The organism is Pseudomonas sp. GW456-L13, from assembly GCF_017350115.1.
Classification (GTDB): domain Bacteria; phylum Pseudomonadota; class Gammaproteobacteria; order Pseudomonadales; family Pseudomonadaceae; genus Aquipseudomonas; species Aquipseudomonas jessenii.
Genome location: NZ_JACNAS010000001.1, coordinates 24,270 through 42,488, shown reverse-complemented (window position 1 = coordinate 42,488; position 18,219 = coordinate 24,270). Strand labels below are relative to the sequence as shown.

Here is an 18,219-nt window from a genome sequence, read left to right as displayed (position 1 = left end):
TAACCGCCAACGGCCAACTATCATGGCCCATACCCGAACTCTTCATGGGAGGCGTTTTGCCCCGCCATCAATTGAGAGCCTTACATCTTCGTGACAGGACTCGCGAATGCCGCTGAAAGCCAAAACCCGCAGTCGCAGCACAAGAATTGCCGTCACTCTGATCAGTGGCTTGCTCCCGGTGCTGCTGGGGGCCGCCATTCTTTACATGCAAGCAGGGCGTGCGCTCAAACAAGACGCCGAACAAACCGCCGAAGAATCGATTCGTCAGTTCGACCTGATGCTCGACAACAACGCCCAGGCTGCTCGTGAATTGCTGCCGCTGGCAGGCCAAAGTTGCGGTGAAGTCACACTGGCGCTGCGCGAGCAGGTCACTCGCCGCCCCTTCGTGCGTTCAACCAATCTGGTGTGGGACAACAACCTCTATTGCAGCTCTCTGTTCGGCGACTACCAGGAGAAGGTCAACCCTGGTGACTACACCCAGGGCGCCTTATGGCTCTTGAGCGGCAATCCGGTAACGCCCAACACCGCCGTGCTGGTGTACCGGCTGAGCGAAGGAAACAAAGGCGCACTGTCGACCCTCGATGGTTATCACTTGATTAATACCCTGCGCCTGATTGGTCGCAATACCTTGCTGGTGCTGCAAGTTGGCCCGGACTGGATATCCGCCGATGGCAAGGTTCATACCGGCACTGCGCCTGACCTGCCCGTTGCGCAAAGTCGCTTGACCTCCGGGCGCTATGCTTTTGCCGTGGAAGCCGGTTTTCCCAAAGGCGAAATCTGGCGATACATACGCAGCGAATATCCGCCGCTGCTCAGTCTGCTGATTTTCTTCGGTGTGATTGCCGGGGCTATTGGTCACGTCCTGCAAAAGCGCTCCTCGGCACCTACCCAGGAAATGCAGCGGGCACTGGAAGCTTCAGAGTTCATTCCGTATTTCCAGCCCGTGGTGCATGGCGACAGCAAAAGCTGGTCCGGCGCTGAAGTGCTGATGCGCTGGCAACATCCAAAGGAAGGCCTGGTGCGTCCGGATCTGTTCATTCCGTTTGCAGAGCACTCCGGGCTGATCGTGCCGATGACCCGCTCACTGATGCGACAAACCGCCGCCCTGCTCGCACCGCAATCGGCCAGCTTCAACAAGCCGTTTCACATTGGCATCAACATCACCGCCAGCCATTGCCAGGACCTGGAACTGGTCAAGGATTGCCGCGAGTTTCTCGATGCGTTCGAGCCAGGCTCGATCCATCTGGTACTGGAACTGACCGAACGTGAATTGATCGAGCCCACGGCCATCACCCTGCAACTGTTCGAACAACTTCGCGAACTGGGCGTGAAAATCGCCATCGATGACTTCGGCACCGGCCACTCAAGCCTTGGCTACCTGCGGCAGTTCAATGTCGATTTTCTGAAAATCGACCAGAGTTTTGTCGCCATGATCGGCGTCGACACACTGTCGAGCCACATCCTCGACAGCATCATCGAACTGGCGGTCAAACTCGACCTTGCCCTGGTGGCCGAAGGTGTCGAAACCCGCGAACAGAGTGATTACCTGAGCGTTCACCAGGTCAACTTCCTGCAAGGTTATCTGTTCGGCAAACCCATGCCCGGCGCGGAATTCATTAGTGCATTAAGCGACCATTAACTCGCGAATTCAATCGCCAAAACAAACGATTAGCCGCACCAATTTGAATCAAAACACTACTGACGTTACATGAAGAAAAAGACAGGATTTACTCTTGGCCAATTAACTACTACAATTTTTGATGCCTGCGCTAAATTGGCAGGTGAGCCACTATCACCGAGTCGCTTCAAGGCTCTTGGCTTATAGCTTTGTTTGCGGTTGGCATCAACCAAACACACTATTGGAGTAAAGATATTGTCCAGACTCGCTGAATTTCGTGCAGCCGAAAAGGCCCTTCAAGAACAGCTCAAGCAGTTGGAATCCCTGAAGAACGATGCCGGGCTCAAGAAAGAAATCGAATTCGAAGAGAAGCTCCAGGGCTTGATGAAAACCTATGGCAAGAGCCTGCGCGACATCATCGCCATTCTCGATCCTAACCCGGCAAAATCCGGCCTGCTGCAGGCAGCCGCCCCTAAAACCCGCCGCGCCCGTGTGGTCAAGGTTTATCAGAACCCGCACACCGGCGAGCTGATTGAAACCAAGGGCGGCAACCACCGCGGCCTGAAAGCCTGGAAAGAACAGTACGGTGCAGCCACCGTTGATTCCTGGTTGCGCGGCTAACTCTCGCGGCGACAAAAAAGCCCTGCTTATGCAGGGCTTTTTCATGGGCTATCTAAATGCCCGGGGCCGGCACCCGACAATTACTAACTGCCATCAACTTTGTGCTTAATCCATTTGGATATCTAAAATATTTTTCATGCATCGAAAAAGCACTGGCGCTTACTAAAGTTTCAAGCTGTTACGGGCAGCGTCTATTTCATCCTGGCTCGCCTTATAAGCCTCGGCCTGCCCTGCGTAGGAAAGAACATAGGCCTTATCGGCATCCACCGCAGCCACCAATGTTTGAGAAAGCACATGCCTGCCGTTTTGCGTGATGGTGCAGGTTGTTTCCAGCGCGGCCAATCGACTCAACGTAGTCGAATGAATGCGCGTGCAGACACTTTGATATCCGCCCTGAAAGAAGTCTTTTTGAACCGACTTGCGCATCTCCAGCAGTACGCCTTCGAGGTTTACCTGGTGATCGCTTTGCACCGGGCTCATGGTCAGTTCCATCACCATGAGCGGCGATCCATCCTGATCATTTTTCACCGCCCGCTGGCGACTGACCCCCGACGCCGATTCAGGCACGTCTTCGACCTGCCAGCCTTGCGGCCAGGTCACCACTGGCGCATCGGCGCGAGCAGCGCCAGCCAGCGAAAGCACGCTTAGCAGGATGAACAGCACGTTACGGAATCGAATCATTGCAATGGGCACTCAAGGTTCAAGCCGTAAAGTCTGGGCCCAGGCCGGCTGTCAGGCAATAGCCGACTGTTTGGGTTTGGTGATGTCCGAACCCTTGCGTATCATTGTTTCCATTCGTTAGCCCACATATTTCCCGGAGGGCCCATGAGCCTGCACGAATTGAACACCTTCCCCGGCGTCACCGCCCAACCGGACGCCGCTACACAGAAATTTGTCTTCAACCACACCATGCTGCGGGTCAAGGACATCACCAAGTCCCTGGATTTCTACACACGCATCCTGGGTTTTACCCTGGTGGAAAAACGCGATTTCCCGGAAGCCGAGTTCAGCCTGTATTTCCTGGCGCTGGTGGACAAGAACCAGATCCCGGCCGACGCCACCGCGCGCACCGAGTGGATGAAATCGATCCCAGGCATCCTGGAGCTGACCCACAACCACGGCACCGAGAACGATGCGGATTTCGCCTACCACAATGGCAACACCGACCCGCGCGGTTTTGGCCACATCTGCATCTCGGTGCCGGACATCGTCGCCGCCTGCGAGCGCTTTGAAGCACTGGGCTGCGATTTCCAGAAACGCTTGAGCGATGGCCGCATGAAGAGCCTGGCGTTCATCAAGGATCCGGACGCCTATTGGGTAGAGATCATTCAGCCAGCACCGCTGTAACCCGCACAACAAATCCCACATTTGGAATGTGTGAAACACAAAACCCCATGATCAATCATGGGGTTTTGTGTTTTCAGAGCCGGCGCCGATACCCCTCTGTAGGAGCGAGCCTGCTCGCGATAAACCCGAGAACGCCGCGGGGCACCTGCCAACCAGCGTTATCGTTGACGATCATCGCGAGCGAGCTCGCTCCTGCAAGGTTGTGTATTTGCGGCGCCGGCGCCGATACCCCTTTGTAGGAGCGAGCTTGCTCGCGATAAACCCGAGAACGCCGCGGGGCACCTGCCAGCCAGCGTTATCGTTGACGACCATCGCGAGCGAGCTCGCTCCTACAAGGTTTTGTATTTCAGCGTCCGATTTATGCCGGAGCCGAGGTCCGGATCAAGTGATCGAAAGCGCTCAGGGAAGCCTTGGCACCCTCGCCCACTGCGATCACGATCTGCTTGTACGGCACCGTGGTCACGTCACCGGCAGCGAACACACCCGGCACCGACGTTTCACCGCGAGCGTCGACGATGATCTCGCCACGGGGCGACAATTCGATGGTGCCTTTGAGCCAATCGGTGTTGGGCAACAGACCAATCTGCACAAAGATCCCTTCCAGCTCCACGCTGCGCAATTCGTCGCTCTGACGATCCTTGTAGCGCAGGCCGTTGACCTTCTGGCCATCACCGGTGACCTCAGTGGTTTGCGCACTGGTGATCACGGTGACGTTCGGCAGGCTGTGCAACTTGCGCTGCAATACCGCATCGGCTCGCAACTGCACATCGAACTCCAGCAGCGTGACATGGGATACGATACCGGCCAGGTCGATGGCCGCTTCGACGCCGGAGTTGCCGCCGCCAATCACCGCCACGCGCTTGCCCTTGAACAACGGACCGTCGCAATGCGGGCAGTACGCCACGCCCTTGTTGCGGTATTGCTGCTCACCGGGAACGTTCATTTCACGCCACCGCGCACCGGTCGCCAGAATCACGGTCCTGGCCTTCAACGAGGCGCCGCTGGCGAAGTGAATCTGGTGCAGCTCCCCATTCTTGCCGGGTACCAGTTTGTCGGCACGCTGCAGGTTCATGATGTCCACGTCGTACTGCTTGACGTGTTCTTCCAGGGCCACGGCCAGTTTCGGGCCTTCGGTTTCCTGCACCGAGATAAAGTTCTCAATGGCCATGGTGTCCAGCACCTGCCCACCAAAACGTTCGGCCGCGACACCGGTGCGAATGCCTTTACGGGCCGCGTAGATTGCCGCCGAAGCACCGGCCGGGCCACCGCCGACCACCAGCACGTCAAAGGCTTCTTTGGCGCTGATCTTCTCGGCCTGGCGTTCGATGCCGCTGGTGTCGATCTTGGCGAGGATTTCCTCCAGGCCCATGCGGCCCTGGCCGAAGTTCACACCGTTAAGGTAGATGCTGGGGACCGCCATGATCTGGCGCTCATCGACTTCAGCCTGGAACAGCGCGCCGTCGATGGCGACGTGGCGAATGTTCGGGTTCAGTACCGCCATCAGGTTCAGCGCCTGGACCACGTCCGGGCAGTTCTGGCAGGACAGCGAGAAGTAAGTCTCGAAGTTGAACTCGCCTTTGAGCGAGCGGATCTGTTCGATCACATCGACACTGACCTTCGAAGGGTGGCCGCCGACTTGCAGCAAGGCCAGCACCAGCGAAGTGAATTCGTGGCCCATCGGAATGCCGGCGAAACGCAGGCTGATATCGGCACCCGGGCGATTGATCGAGAACGATGGCTTGCGTGCATCGTCACCGTTGTCGAGCAAAGTAATCTGGCTGGAAAGACTGGCAACGTCTTTCAGCAATTCAAGCATTTCCTGGGATTTCGCACCGTCGTCGAGGGATGCAACGATCTCGATCGGCTGGGTGACCCGTTCCAGGTACGATTTCAACTGGGCTTTAAGATTGGCGTCCAACATACGGGCGATTTCCTTTTGAATGATTCATTTAGAGCAGGCATAAAAAAACGCCCGAGCGAATCTCGCCCGGGCGTTTTTATTGGGCGGTGCAGCTTACCGAGTAGGCGCGGAGTTCCGCCCTGATGGTGCGATCACAGACTTAGATCTTGCCGACCAGGTCCAGGGACGGCGCCAGAGTGGCCTCGCCTTCTTTCCACTTGGCTGGGCAAACCTGACCTGGGTGAGCAGCGACGTACTGGGCAGCCTTGATCTTGCGCAGCAGCTCGGAAGCGTCACGGCCTACACCGCCGTCGTTGAGTTCAACGATCTTGATCTGGCCTTCAGGGTTGATCACGAAGGTGCCACGGTCAGCCAAGCCTGCTTCTTCGATCAGCACGTCGAAGTTGCGGGAGATGGCGTGGGTCGGGTCGCCGATCATGGTGTACTGGATCTTGCCGATGGCTGGCGAAGTGTTGTGCCAGGCAGCGTGGGCGAAATGGGTGTCGGTGGAAACGCTGTAGATCTCGACGCCCAGTTTCTGGAACGCGTCGTAGTTGTCAGCCAGGTCTTCCAGCTCGGTCGGGCAGACGAAGGTGAAGTCGGCCGGGTAGAAGAACACCACAGACCACTTGCCTTTCAGGTCTGCGTCCGAGACTTTTACGAAGTCGCCATTTTTGAATGCGTCAGCTTTGAACGGTTTAACTTGGCTGTTGATGATAGGCATCGTTGACTCTCCGTCAGGGGGTTAAGAAGTTGATGGAAAGAACTTTACCCACTCGACGAACGGAAGGCTCATTGGCAAACCTGATGCTGCTGATTGGCTTTCGCTATTAGCCAGCTGTATTAATAGAAGAAAACGGTATCTAGGGTGAGACGGGCTTTTCCGTGATACGCGCCATGCCGAGAAACGGACTGGCTTCGATGTAGCGCATGGCCGACTTCATGTCATTCCAGCCCACATAGCTCATCAGCGACTTCAGATCCCAACCACTTTGATGCGCCCAGGTGGCAAAGCCGCGACGCAAGGAATGACTGGTATAAAGCTCACCGGCGATACCTGCTCGCGCCAACGCCTGACGCAGTAACGGAATCACGCTGTTGGCGTGCAAGCCCCCCTCGCCCAGATGCCCCCAGCGGTCGATGCCACGGAACACCGGCCCACGCACCAGAGCCGCCTCGGTAATCCAGTCGATATAAGCCTGCACCGGACACAAGCGTTGCAAGGCCGGTGTCTGATAGGTCTTGCCAAGGTTATCGCGATCACTCTTGCTACGCGGTAGATAGAGACTGATGCCGGAACCGGCGCTGGCCTGCACGTGTTCCACCTGAAGCCGGCACAACTCATCACTGCGAAAGCCACGCCAGAAGCCCAACAGGATCAGGGCCATGTCGCGCCTTGCCCGCAGCAAACCCGGTCGGTCGCCTGTGGCCCTGGCGGTCTGCACTTCTTGCTCCAGACAACTGACCACCTGTTCCAGGTGCTGAAGCTGCAAGGGTTCTGCCTGTTTTTCCTGGGCCGGGTGCAGCGCGCGAATGCCCTTGAAAACTTTGCGCACCACAGGCGCCTTGGTGGGATCGGCAAAGCCCTGGCTGTTGTGCCACTGCGCCAATGCCGACAAACGCAATTTCAGCGTGTTGATCGACAACACGCCGGCATGGGCTACCAGGTAGCGCGCCACGCTGTCGCCGGTTGCTGGCAGAAAACCGCCCCACGTGACTTCGAAGTGCTCGATGGCCGCTCGATAGCTGCGACGGGTGTTGTCGCGAGTCGCTGCTTGCAGATAGCGATCCATATCGCTCATAGGAAATGAACCTGTTTTAACCGACTGTAGGAGCGAGCTCGCTCGCGATGACCGTCAACGATAACGCTGGCTGCCAGGTGCCCCGCGGCGCTCTCGGGTTTTTCGCGAGCAAGCTCGCTCCTACAAGGGGCATCGGCCGCTGGCGTTAAAAACACAAAACGCTGTAGGAGCGAGCCCGCTCGCGATGGTCGTCAACGATAACGCTGGTTGGCAGGTGCCCCCGGGGCGTTCTCGGGTTTTTCGCGAGCAAGCTCGCTCCTACAAGGGTTGGTGTACGGAAACAGTGCGAGGAATACCTAGAAACTTCGATCACACGGGGTAATACCAGTATATCCCGTGTTAATCACATTCAGCATTTAACTTTTTTGATTGAATGGTACAATGTGTATTTACGTGGTACGTACCACATCATCAAAACCCGGGAGATCTCATGGCACGCGGCGGTGTAAATAAAGCGGTGGTTCAAGCCGCTCGGTTGGCGATCCTCGCCCGCGGCGAAAACCCCAGCATCGATGCCGTACGCATCGAAATGGGCAATACCGGCTCGAAAACCACGATTCATCGCTACCTCAAGGAGCTCGATGACCGGGTCGAACCTGTCGAGGCGCCGACAGAACCGATCGACGACGAACTGATGGCGCTGGTGGCGCGGCTCGCGCAAAGACTCAAGGAGCAGGCGCAAGAGCCCATCGACCAGGCGCGCGCGCAGTACGAAGAACAACGCAAGGCGCTGGAAAACCAGCTCGGCGAAGCGCAAGAGGACAACAGCGAACTGCACCAGCAATACGAGTTTCAAAGCCTGGCGCTGACTCAGGAATCCGAGGCCCTGCAAGAAACCCGAGCCATGCTGCAAACGGAGCAAACCCGCAACGCCGGGTTGAATCAGGCGCTGGCCGATTTCGAATTGCGCTTGAAAGACAAGGACGAGCAGATCCGCTCCCTTGAAGAAAAACACCTGCACACTCGCGACGCACTGGAGCACTACCGCAATGCGGTCAAGGAACAGCGCGAACAGGAAATGAGTCGCCACGAAGGCCAGGTGCAACAGATACAGATGGAACTGCGTCAGGCGCAACAAAGCGCACTGGTACGCCAGGATGAAATCACCCAGTTGCACCGCGACAACGAACGCTTGCTGACCGAAAACCGCGGCACGCTACGCGAACTGAGCCTGCTGCAAGAACAGCTCAAGCAAAGCAATACCCGTCAGGATCAGTTGCTGGAACAGGCCACCCGCGTCGACGGTGAGCGCACCCTCCTCCAGGAACGCCTGCGCGTCGCCCTGCTGGAAAGCCAGGCACTCAAGCAGAACGTCGACGAGCAGTCACAGCTCAACAGGTCACTGGAAATGGATCTGGCCAAGACCCGGACGGATCTGGAAGAACGCGTACGTCTGGCCGCGACCCTTGCGGCAGCGGCAGACGCAGCGAAGGACGCTTAACCGGCGACCGGCGTACGCATGGTGACGAACTCTTCGGCGGCCGTCGGGTGCACCCCGATGGTTTCGTCGAAGTCGCGCTTGGTGGCGCCGGCCTTCAAGGCAATCGCCAGGCCCTGGACGATTTCACCGGCTTCAGGGCCGACCATGTGGCAACCCAGGACCTTGTCGGTGTTGGCGTCCACCACCAGTTTCATCAGCGTGCGCTCCTGGCATTCGGTCAGGGTCAGCTTCATCGGCCGGAAGCGGCTTTCGAAGACCTGCACCTCGTGACCGGCTTCGCGAGCTTCTTCCTCGGTCAAACCGACGGTGCCGATATTCGGCAGGCTGAACACTGCCGTCGGGATCATCTTGTAATCCACCGGACGATACTGCTCTGGCTTGAACAGGCGTCGCGCCACCGCCATGCCTTCAGCCAGGGCCACCGGCGTCAGCTGAACACGGCCGATCACATCGCCCAGCGCCAGGATCGACGGCTCGGCGGTTTGATACAGCTCATCGACCTCGACAAAGCCTTTCCTGTCGAGTTTGACCCCGGTGTTTTCCAGCCCCAGATTGTCCAGCATCGGACGACGACCCGTGGCGTAGAACACGCAATCGGCTTCCAGCTGGCGACCATCCTTGAGCGTGACTTTCAGGCTGCCATCGGCCAGCTTGTCGATGCGCTCGATGTCCGCGTTGAACTGCAGGTCCATGCCGCGCTTGGTCAACTCTTCCTGCAAATGCTTGCGCACGGAACCATCGAAGCCACGCAGGAACAGTTCGCCGCGATACAGCAGCGTGGTCTTGGCACCCAAGCCGTGGAAGATCCCGGCGAACTCGACCGCAATGTAGCCACCGCCCACCACCAGCACCCGCTTGGGCAGCTCTTTGAGGAAGAACGCCTGGTTGGAACTGATGGCATGCTCATGCCCCGGAATCTCCGGAATCTGCGGCCAGCCGCCGGTGGCGATCAGGATGTTCCTGGCGGTAAAACGCTCGCCATTGATCTCGACCTGATGCGGATCGACGATCTTCGCGTGACCTTCATGCAAGGTCACGCCGCTGTTGACCAGCAGGTTGCGATAAATGCCATTGAGGCGATTGATCTCGCGGTCCTTGTTGGCGATCAACGTCGGCCAGTCGAACTGCGCCTCATCCAGGCCCCAGCCAAAACCGGAAGCCTGCTCGAAGTCTTCGGCGAAGTGCGCACCGTAGACCAGCAATTTTTTCGGCACACAGCCGACGTTCACGCAGGTCCCGCCCAGATAGCGGCTTTCGGCCACGGCCACTTTCGCACCGAACCCGGCGGCAAACCGCGCAGCCCGCACACCACCGGAACCGGCGCCAATCACATAAAGGTCAAAATCGTAGGCCATTTTCAATCTCCTCGGCAGGTGACCAGCATACCCGCAGACATTTGTTGGGCAAGCGCTGCAGTCGATATGGGGCCTGAAAATGAAAAAGCCACCCGAAGGTGGCTTTTCAATACAGTCAGGTCGAAAGCGATCAGTACGCCTTGCCCGTCTTGTAGAAGTTCTCGAAGCAGAAGTTGGTCGCGTCGATGTAGCCTTCGGCGCCGCCGCAGTCGAAACGCTTGCCCTTGAACTTGTAGGCCATCACGCAGCCGTTCTGGGCCTGCTTCATCAGGGCGTCGGTGATCTGGATTTCGCCGCCCTTGCCTGGCTCGGTCTGTTCGATCAGGTCGAAGATGTCCGGGGTCAGGATGTAGCGGCCGATGATGGCCAGGTTCGACGGTGCGTCTTCCGGCTTTGGTTTTTCAACCATGCTGTGTACGCGGTAGATGTCGTCACGGATCATCTCGCCGGCGATTACGCCGTACTTGTTGGTCTCGGACGGATCGACTTCCTGGATGGCCACGATCGAGCAGCGGAACTGCTTGTACAGCTTGACCATCTGGGTCAGAACGCCGTCGCCTTCGAGGTTGACGCACAGGTCGTCCGCCAGCACCACGGCGAACGGCTCGTCACCGATCAGTGGACGGCCGGTGAGGATCGCGTGGCCCAGGCCTTTCATTTCGGTCTGGCGGGTGTAGGAGAACGAGCACTCGTCGAGCAGCTTGCGGATGCCGACCAGGTATTTCTCCTTGTCGGTGCCCTTGATCTGGTTTTCCAGCTCGTAGCTGATGTCGAAGTGGTCTTCCAGGGCGCGCTTGCCGCGACCGGTGACGATGGAGATTTCGGTCAAGCCGGCATCCAGTGCTTCTTCGACGCCGTACTGGATCAGTGGCTTGTTCACCACCGGCAGCATTTCTTTGGGCATGGCTTTAGTCGCTGGCAGGAAGCGAGTACCGTAACCGGCTGCTGGGAACAAGCATTTCTTGATCATATAAGTCCTTGAAAGGGCTGTGTGTACGAGTTTCGGCGCAGTCTAATCAGGCGGCGTGCACCTTACAATGCCCCGCGCTGGCTAACCGATGCCAACATAGAGAAATATTCTTGCCGATAGTTCCCTGCGGGAGTGCGCAGGTCGCTGCGCAGCCTCTTATGCATAGCAGAGACTTGCGCAAATGCACGGTTTCTACCGCCCGGAACCCATCACCATACGCCCATCGACACCCCTTGAGTGTGTTTGGCGGTATCATGGCGCGATTGAACCAGACAACGAGGCAAGTAGATGTCGGCAGTAAAAAGCGTCAACGGATTCCTGATCAATCAGGAGAAAGACGGCCAATGGTGGGTGGCCAGTGTCGCCGGTGAAAATATCGCCGGACCGTTCCCTTCCGAAGCCCTGGCAATCGAAGTGGCCTCGGTGCTGGAACTTGAGCACCCGGAACCCAAGCGACGCGGCAAAGACAAGAGCTGATCGACGCCCGATGCGAAAAGCCCTGCCATGGCACAGGGCTTTTTTATGAATACCGAAAAATAAGTGGCCTTTGGCTATAACCTTTTGAATCCGGCGCTGTCTCAGCCTTAGCCCACCCCCCCTGACGATGATCAAGCCATGAATAAAGTTTTGCCTTTGCTGACGGTATTGGCCCTGAGCGGCTGCGCAACGTCGGAACAAACCTACCTGGCCAACGGAGAGCAAGGTCTATCGATTGACTGCTCCGGGGAAGCCAACTCCTGGGCTGCCTGTTACGAAAAGGCCGATGCGTCCTGCGCGGGCACCGGCTACAAGATTGTCGGAACCGATGGCACCCCCTCGCTCAAGGAGAGCGAAAAGACCCTCGGCGCCGACGTCGGTAACTACAAGAGCCGCAACGTCGTGGTGATCTGCAGGTAACGCGCCACGCCCTACATATGGATTTCGGCGAATTTGATTCCAAGCCCGCGCACGGTATCGATCAGATCATCAAGGCGGCTGAAGGACTCGACTTCATCATTGTCATCCACCAGGAAATAGCTGCGCCCGGCGCTTTTCTTGAAAAACACGATCCATTCCCCCAGCTCCGCCGGATTCTGAATCACATGGGTGGCAGAGATTAAACCCTCTGCATGCCGCTCCCGGACCTGCTCTCGCTTCATGTTCGACTCCAGAAATAACGATGCCGCCAAAGCAGGGCTTTGGCGGCATCGGTGCTGATGGTCGATAGTCTATCAGCCGGAAATGCACTCGTTGGCAGCCTTCTGTACATCCTTTGGCCGCACCGGGACATTGGACATGCTCTCGTGCAGCTTGATGCTGCTGCCGCCGGAGCGTTCTTCGATGTCAAACACGGCAGACGGCCCCACGGAAAACTTGAGCGGCACGATCACGCGCAAGCCATCCTTGTGCGACTGGATCTGCAAGGCGCCTCGGCTATCGGCCAGTTTTTCGCTCAGACATTGCGCGTATTCATGGGGCTTCTTGCCAGAAATCACGTTCATCGTCGGCAAGGACTCGTTGATGTCCGAGACGTTCGCGCAACCACTGATCGTCAATGCCATCGGCAACAACCACAAACCCCACTTCATACCAAACCTCCATTAAAGACCCTCGGACAGCGCAACTGCGATTTTTCTCCGAGACAAACTGCTTTATCGCTCATCAAATGTGAAATAAGCGTTCTTAATTGTCGAAGCGGCCGGATAATAAGGCCTTCGGGCTGATAAACTGCGCCAATCGCCCATGCTATCGTTTTGATTTTGTAGAAAAAGCCCTTCTGGAGGCGCCTCATGAAATTTATCCATCAGCGCGAGCACCTCAATGAAGACGACATCGTCGTCATTCAATGCTCCCAAATGTGCAACATCCGCTTGATGAACGACGCCAACTTCCGCAGCTTCAAGAATGGCGGTCGTCACACCTATCACGGCGGTGCATTCGACACGTTTCCAGCCCGCATCACAGCCCCGAGCACCGGTTTCTGGAACATCACGATCGACACCGTCAACCGCCGCGCTATCAGCGTGACGCGCAAACCCACCCTGACGCACTCGATCAAAATCATTCGCCGCTCCAGCACGAAACTGAGCTGATCAGCGAACCCGAAACACAAGACAGGCAGATACAACCGTGGCCCAAACGACCAAGTACGTCATCAAATACAAACTCAACGGTGAGCGCCGCTTCGAGTTTGCCCAGCTTGAAAACGGCACCCAGGAAGAAGCCAAGGCGGCGCTGGATGCCATTCATGGACAGGACGACGTCATCAGCGACATCAGCGTCAGCAAAGCGTTGTAACACGATCCGGAGCGACAATGGACGTCGGCTCCCGCTCGCAGTTCGACCGCAAGCAGCGGAGTGCCAGCTTTATTTTTGCCTTGCAGACTGACCACCTCCATCACAAGAGGCCCGGCAATGAGCGAGCAATATCTGGACAGACTGGACTGGCCCCGGCTGGAGCAGCAACTTGATCAGGACGGCTGCGCCGTCATCCCGTCACTGCTGAGTCACAAGGCTTGCGGGCAGGTCAGCGCCTGGTACCCTCGCACCGAACTGTTTCGCTCCCACGTGGTGATGGCTCGCCACGGGTTCGGCCGAGGCGAGTACAAGTATTTCAACTACCCCTTGCCGGAACTTGTGGCTCGCTTGCGCAGCGCGCTCTACCCACGACTGTTGCCCATCGCCAATCGCTGGCATGAACAGATGGGCTTGCCGGAGCGTTTTCCTGAAACCCTTCCAGCCTTCCTCGAACGTTGCCATGCCGCTGGTCAGAACCGTCCGACCCCCTTGTTGCTGCAATATGGTCCGCAGGACTACAACTGCTTGCATCAGGATCTGTACGGTGAGCACGTTTTCCCGCTGCAAGTGGCGATCCTGCTGTCAGACCCGGATCAAGACTTCACCGGCGGCGAATTTGTCCTGACTGAACAGCGCCCGCGAATGCAGTCACGCCCGATGGTCATCGATCTGAAGAAAGGCGACGGGCTGATCTTTGCGGTCAACCAGCGTCCAGTCAAAGGCACTCGCGGTTACTACCGCGTTACCCTGCGTCACGGCGTGAGTCGCCTGCACAGCGGTAAACGGCATACCCTTGGAATCATCTTTCACGATGCGTCATGAACCCATGAATCCGCAGACTTTCGATCTGTTTGCCGATGCAGAACCCGAGCAACAGCCCAGGCGCGAGCAGATCGGCGAACAGTCCTACGTGCTCAGAGGCTTCGCCCTGCCCTGGCTGGAGCGTTTGCTGCCTGCCCTGGAAGAAGTGCTGGCGGCCGCGCCGTTTCGGCAGATGGTCACACCCGGCGGTTTCACCATGTCGGTCGCCCTGAGCAGTTGTGGCCAATTCGGCTGGACCACTGACCGCAGCGGTTATCGGTACACCCGCCTCGATCCAGACACCGCAAAGCCCTGGCCAATGATGCCCGAGGTGTTTTTCCAACTGGCACTAGCGGCGGCACAGGCAGCAGGATTCACCGGTTTTGCGCCGGATTCCTGCCTGATCAACCGTTATATCCCCGGGGCAAAAATGTCATTGCATCAGGATAAGGACGAACATTCCTACGCCGCCCCCATCGTTTCGGTATCCCTGGGTTTGCCGGCGATGTTCCTGTTCGGTGGTTTTGCACGCAGCGACAAAAGTCAGCGCGTTCCCCTGTTCCATGGCGACATCGTGGTCTGGGGTGGCGTGGATCGCCTGCGTTATCACGGCGTGTTGCCGATCAAGGACGGCCATCATCCGAAACTGGGCGAGCAACGCATCAACTTCACCTTCCGTACCGCCGGATAAAGCCTTCGAGTTTGACCGCAAGCGCCGGAGTGTGTGGCAACTGCCCCACGGTTAATGTGCAGGCAACCCCTCAATGGACGTGACGCCATGACAACCCGATCGACCAAAATCGCCACTGAAAACGATCCGCGCTGGGCCGCCGTGGTTGCGCGCGATCCCAAGGCTGACGGGCAGTTTGTCTATGCCGTGAAGACCACAGGCATCTACTGCAACCCCAGCAGCCTCGCGCGCTTGCCCAGGCCACACAATGTGGAATTCTTCGATAGCGCCGAACAGGCCCGGGCCGCGGGTTATCGTCCGAGCAAACGCGCGACGAAGGATCAGAGCGAACTCGCCGCGCAACATGCCACCACCGTGGCCGCCGCGTGCCGCCAGATCGAAAGCGCGCAAACGCTGCCCGCCCTGGGCGAATTGGCCGAGGCGGCGGGCCTGAGCAGCTTCCACTTCCATCGCGTGTTCAAAGCCGTCACCGGCCTGACGCCCAAGGGCTACGCCGATGCCCATCGTTCACGCAAGGTACGCGAGCGACTGGCGGACGGCGGCTCGGTGACCGATGCCCTGTATGACGCCGGCTTCAACTCCAACAGCCGGTTTTATGAAGCGGCAGACCAACTGCTGGGAATGAAACCCGGGGACTACCGCGCGGCCGGTCAAAACAACGACATTCGTTTTGCCGTCGGCCAGTGTTCGCTGGGAGCGATTCTGGTGGCGCAGAGTGAGCGCGGGGTCTGTGCGATCCTGCTGGGCGATGATCCGCACCAACTGGTCTGTGATCTGCAAGACAAATTCCGCCGCGCCAACCTGATTGGTGCCGATCATGAGTTCGAGCAATTGATTGCCCGGGTCGTCGGCTTTATCGAGGCGCCGGCCATTGGCCTTGATTTGCCGCTGGACGTACGCGGCACGGCGTTTCAGGAGCGTGTCTGGCAAGCGCTGCGAGAGATTCCCGTGGGCAGCACTGCCAGCTACGCCGATGTCGCCCAGCGCATCGGTCAACCAAAAGCCGTTCGCGCCGTGGCCCAGGCCTGCGGCGCGAACAGCCTGGCGGTGGCGATCCCTTGCCATCGCGTGGTGCGCAGCGATGGCAATCTGTCGGGCTATCGCTGGGGTGTCGAGCGCAAACGTCAATTGCTGCAGCGCGAATCGCAGTGATCAGCGGTTCACATCCACCACCACGCGCCCACGCAACTGCCCGGCCAGCAAGCGTGGCGCGGCTTCGATGGCTTCGCTCAAGCCGATTTCGTGACTGATCAGCGGCAACAGATTGAAGTCCAGATCCCGGGCCAGGCGATTCCAGGCTTCCACGCGCTTGGCTTTGGGCTGGGTCACGCTGTTGATGCCAGCCAGGGTCACGCCGCGCAAGATGAACGGCGCAACGGATGCGGGAAAGTCCATGCCCTGGGCCAGACCGCAGGCCGCGACGGTGCCGTTGGCCTGGGTGCTGGCACACGCATTGGCCAGGGTGTGGCTGCCGACCGAGTCGATGACGGCCGCCCAGCGCTCCTTGGCCAACGGCTTGCCCGGCGCGGACAAGGTGGCGCGATCGATGATTTCGCTGGCGCCCAGTTGCTTCAGGTAGTCGTGCTCCGAGGTCCGTCCAGTGGACGCGACCACCCGGTAGCCGAGCCTGCTCAGCAAGGCGATGGCAAAACTGCCGACGCCACCGTTGGCGCCAGTCACCAGAATTTCGCCCTGCCCGGGCTTCACGCCGTTGTGCTCCAGTGCCAGGATGCACAGCATGGCCGTGTAGCCCGCCGTACCGATGGCCATCGCCTGGGCCGCGGTAAACGCCTTGGGTAGCGCGATCAGCCAGTCACCGTTCAGGCGAGCCTTCTGTGCCAATCCACCCCAATGCCCTTCACCCACGCCCCAGCCATTGAGCAGGACCTGGTCACCGACCTTGTAGTCCGGATGCGCGCTGACTTCGACGACACCGGCCAGGTCGATCCCCGGCACCATCGGGAATTTGCGCACCACCGGACTGCTGCCGGTAATCGCCAGGCCATCCTTGAAGTTCAGCGTGCTGTAGGCCACACGCACCGTGACATCGCCCTCGGGTAACTGATCGTCCTGGATCTCTTGCAGTGTGGCCCGGTAACCGCTGTCGTCTTTGTCGATCAAAATGCCTTTGAACATTACGGCCTCTCAATGGAATCAGTCTGTGGGTGGTGCAATTGAAATAACACATAAGCCTCACCCGCTGAAATGACGACTGGCCTTGCGCCAGTCGTTGCGTTACAAATCCTGTTCTACCGCCCCTACCCGGATTCAACGTCGGAGAACACAGCGCATGAACCAATGGCCAGATACCCGCATTCTTGACCTGCTCGGGATCGAACTGCCGATCATTCAGGGGCCGATGGCCGGTGCCACAAACTCTTCCATGGTGATTGCAACCTGCAATGCCGGCGGCCTGGGCTCGATGCCAGCGGCGATGCTCAGCACGGATCAACTGCGCGAAGAGCTCAAAACCATCCGCCAGCACACCCGGCGCCCGATCAACGTCAACTTCTTCTGTCATCGGCCACCGGCTCCGGATGAGCAACGCGCGCAGGACTGGAAAAACCTGTTGCAACCTTACTACCAGGAACTCGGCGCCGACTTCGATGCGCCGACGCCGGTGTCCAACCGGGCGCCGTTCAATAATGCGGCCTGCGAAGTGGTCGAAGCGTTTCGCCCTGAAGTGGTGAGTTTTCACTTTGGCCTGCCGGAAAAATCCCTGCTCGACCGGGTCAAGGCCACTGGCGCGAAGGTGCTGTCCTCGGCCACCACCGTCGCAGAAGCCGTGTGGCTGGAACAGCATGGTTGTGATGCAATCATTGCCATGGGCTACGAAGCCGGGGGCCATCGCGGAATGTTTCTCAGCGATGACCTGAGCAGTCAGGTGGGGACTTTCGCCCTGGTGCCCCAAGTCGTCGATGCGGTGAAGGTGCCGGTGATTGCCGCCGGCGGCATCGCTGACGCACGAGGCGTCGCCGCGGCCTTCATGCTCGGTGCTTCGGCGGTGCAGGTGGGTACGGCGTACCTGTTCACGCCAGAGGCCAAGGTCAGCCCTTCCCATCACAAAGCCTTGCGCACCGCCCGGGAAAGCGAGACGGCCGTCACCAACGTGTTCACCGGCCGCCCGGCCCGGGGCATCCTCAATCGGGTGATGCGTGAGCTGGGGCCCATGAGCGCCAAGGCCCCGGCCTTCCCCTTTGCCGGTGGCGCGCTGATGCCGTTGCGGGCCAAAGGTGAAGCGGACTTCAGCAACCTCTGGGCCGGCCAGGCATTTACCCTCGGGGTCGAATTGACCACCGAGGCACTGACTAGAAAGCTGGCTGAAGAAGGATTAGCGAGACTGCTAGGTCGTCCCTGAGCATCACTCCCATCAAAATTGTATACAATTTTGCGGCA

The 18,219-nt window shown here is 58.5% G+C and carries 21 protein-coding genes; 12 read left to right on the top strand and 9 right to left on the bottom strand.

The features are described 5' to 3' along the window. Window positions 1-106 precede the first annotated feature (106 nt). Together J4D25_RS00215 and J4D25_RS00210 are read left to right on the top strand one after the other, a co-directional pair. On the top strand, window positions 107-1,639 hold the full coding sequence (locus tag J4D25_RS00215; protein ID WP_057714668.1) for an EAL domain-containing protein: 1,533 nt from the start codon (window positions 107-109) through the stop codon (window positions 1,637-1,639). A gap of 234 nt (window positions 1,640-1,873) precedes the next feature. Continuing rightward, window positions 1,874-2,239, top strand: coding sequence for a histone-like nucleoid-structuring protein, MvaT/MvaU family (locus J4D25_RS00210; protein ID WP_008051761.1), 366 nt, complete (start codon window positions 1,874-1,876; stop codon window positions 2,237-2,239). Between the two features lie 162 nt (window positions 2,240-2,401). Here J4D25_RS00210 and J4D25_RS00205 read toward each other — a convergent pair whose 3' ends face one another. Beyond that, window positions 2,402-2,920 carry a DUF4946 domain-containing protein gene (locus tag J4D25_RS00205; protein WP_057714667.1) on the bottom strand — a complete coding sequence of 173 codons (519 nt, stop codon included), beginning with the start codon at window positions 2,918-2,920 and terminating at the stop codon, window positions 2,402-2,404. Window positions 2,921-3,064: 144 nt separating this feature from the next. Here J4D25_RS00205 and gloA point away from each other — a divergent pair, with 144 nt between their 5' ends. Beyond that, window positions 3,065-3,586: a lactoylglutathione lyase gene (gene gloA / locus J4D25_RS00200; RefSeq protein ID WP_057714666.1), complete on the top strand. Its 522-nt coding sequence runs from the start codon at window positions 3,065-3,067 to the stop codon at window positions 3,584-3,586. A gap of 358 nt (window positions 3,587-3,944) precedes the next feature. Here gloA and ahpF read toward each other — a convergent pair whose 3' ends face one another. From ahpF to J4D25_RS00185, 3 genes are all read right to left on the bottom strand, one after another. Further along, window positions 3,945-5,507, bottom strand: a complete 1,563-nt coding sequence (ahpF, locus tag J4D25_RS00195; RefSeq protein ID WP_057714665.1) for an alkyl hydroperoxide reductase subunit F — start codon at window positions 5,505-5,507, stop codon at window positions 3,945-3,947. A 139-nt stretch (window positions 5,508-5,646) separates the two neighbouring features. After that, a complete protein-coding gene (gene ahpC / locus J4D25_RS00190) occupies window positions 5,647-6,210 on the bottom strand; it encodes an alkyl hydroperoxide reductase subunit C (protein ID WP_007975937.1) in 564 nt (187 codons plus the stop codon). Window positions 6,211-6,349: 139 nt separating this feature from the next. Beyond that, the gene (locus J4D25_RS00185; RefSeq protein WP_057714664.1) at window positions 6,350-7,288 is read right to left on the bottom strand and encodes a site-specific integrase; all 939 of its coding nucleotides are present in this window, start codon (window positions 7,286-7,288) and stop codon (window positions 6,350-6,352) included. Window positions 7,289-7,718: 430 nt separating this feature from the next. On the opposite strand from J4D25_RS00185, the gene J4D25_RS00180 reads away from it, so the two are divergent. Beyond that, entirely contained in the window at window positions 7,719-8,729 is a 1,011-nt protein-coding gene (locus J4D25_RS00180; RefSeq protein ID WP_057714663.1) for a DNA-binding protein, read from the top strand. On the opposite strand, the gene gorA is transcribed toward J4D25_RS00180, so the two are convergent. Further along, window positions 8,726-10,084, bottom strand: coding sequence for a glutathione-disulfide reductase (gene gorA / locus J4D25_RS00175; protein ID WP_057714662.1), 1,359 nt, complete (start codon window positions 10,082-10,084; stop codon window positions 8,726-8,728). The two genes, J4D25_RS00180 and gorA, sit on opposite strands and share 4 nt — an antisense overlap. Window positions 10,085-10,214: 130 nt before the next feature. Continuing rightward, entirely contained in the window at window positions 10,215-11,054 is an 840-nt protein-coding gene (galU, locus tag J4D25_RS00170) for a UTP--glucose-1-phosphate uridylyltransferase GalU (RefSeq protein WP_056724500.1), read from the bottom strand. 288 nt (window positions 11,055-11,342) lie between these two features. Between galU and J4D25_RS00165 the strand changes: the two genes are divergently transcribed. Both J4D25_RS00165 and J4D25_RS00160 read left to right on the top strand, forming a co-directional pair. Further along, window positions 11,343-11,531 (top strand): hypothetical protein, encoded by a 189-nt coding sequence (locus J4D25_RS00165; protein WP_007985505.1) that lies wholly within the window; start codon window positions 11,343-11,345, stop codon window positions 11,529-11,531. 138 nt (window positions 11,532-11,669) lie between these two features. Next, window positions 11,670-11,951 carry a hypothetical protein gene (locus tag J4D25_RS00160; RefSeq protein WP_057714661.1) on the top strand — a complete coding sequence of 94 codons (282 nt, stop codon included), beginning with the start codon at window positions 11,670-11,672 and terminating at the stop codon, window positions 11,949-11,951. Between the two features lie 11 nt (window positions 11,952-11,962). On the opposite strand, the gene J4D25_RS00155 is transcribed toward J4D25_RS00160, so the two are convergent. Further along, a complete protein-coding gene (locus J4D25_RS00155) occupies window positions 11,963-12,193 on the bottom strand; it encodes a hypothetical protein (RefSeq protein WP_008053025.1) in 231 nt (76 codons plus the stop codon). A 72-nt stretch (window positions 12,194-12,265) separates the two neighbouring features. Further along, window positions 12,266-12,622, bottom strand: coding sequence for a hypothetical protein (locus J4D25_RS00150; RefSeq protein ID WP_057714660.1), 357 nt, complete (start codon window positions 12,620-12,622; stop codon window positions 12,266-12,268). A 201-nt stretch (window positions 12,623-12,823) separates the two neighbouring features. Between J4D25_RS00150 and J4D25_RS00145 the strand changes: the two genes are divergently transcribed. The 5 genes from J4D25_RS00145 (at window position 12,824) to ada (ending at window position 15,975) form a co-directional block, all read left to right on the top strand. After that, window positions 12,824-13,126 carry a DUF1883 domain-containing protein gene (locus J4D25_RS00145; RefSeq protein WP_007912251.1) on the top strand — a complete coding sequence of 101 codons (303 nt, stop codon included), beginning with the start codon at window positions 12,824-12,826 and terminating at the stop codon, window positions 13,124-13,126. Window positions 13,127-13,163: 37 nt separating this feature from the next. Then, complete coding sequence (locus J4D25_RS00140; protein WP_090455470.1) at window positions 13,164-13,331, top strand: hypothetical protein; 168 nt, start codon at window positions 13,164-13,166, stop codon at window positions 13,329-13,331. A gap of 117 nt (window positions 13,332-13,448) precedes the next feature. Then, the gene (locus tag J4D25_RS00135; protein ID WP_057714659.1) at window positions 13,449-14,153 is read left to right on the top strand and encodes a 2OG-Fe(II) oxygenase; all 705 of its coding nucleotides are present in this window, start codon (window positions 13,449-13,451) and stop codon (window positions 14,151-14,153) included. Further along, window positions 14,143-14,823, top strand: coding sequence for a DNA oxidative demethylase AlkB (gene alkB / locus J4D25_RS00130; protein WP_057714658.1), 681 nt, complete (start codon window positions 14,143-14,145; stop codon window positions 14,821-14,823). Before J4D25_RS00135 ends, alkB begins: the two co-directional genes overlap by 11 nt. An 87-nt stretch (window positions 14,824-14,910) precedes the next feature. Then, window positions 14,911-15,975: a bifunctional DNA-binding transcriptional regulator/O6-methylguanine-DNA methyltransferase Ada gene (ada, locus tag J4D25_RS00125; RefSeq protein WP_057714657.1), complete on the top strand. Its 1,065-nt coding sequence runs from the start codon at window positions 14,911-14,913 to the stop codon at window positions 15,973-15,975. Here the strand turns inward: ada and J4D25_RS00120 are convergent, their stop codons facing one another. Continuing rightward, complete coding sequence (locus J4D25_RS00120; RefSeq protein ID WP_057714656.1) at window positions 15,976-16,959, bottom strand: MDR family oxidoreductase; 984 nt, start codon at window positions 16,957-16,959, stop codon at window positions 15,976-15,978. A 154-nt stretch (window positions 16,960-17,113) separates the two neighbouring features. Between J4D25_RS00120 and J4D25_RS00115 the strand changes: the two genes are divergently transcribed. After that, complete coding sequence (locus J4D25_RS00115; RefSeq protein ID WP_057714655.1) at window positions 17,114-18,181, top strand: nitronate monooxygenase family protein; 1,068 nt, start codon at window positions 17,114-17,116, stop codon at window positions 18,179-18,181. The last annotated feature ends 38 nt before the right edge of the window (window positions 18,182-18,219 follow it).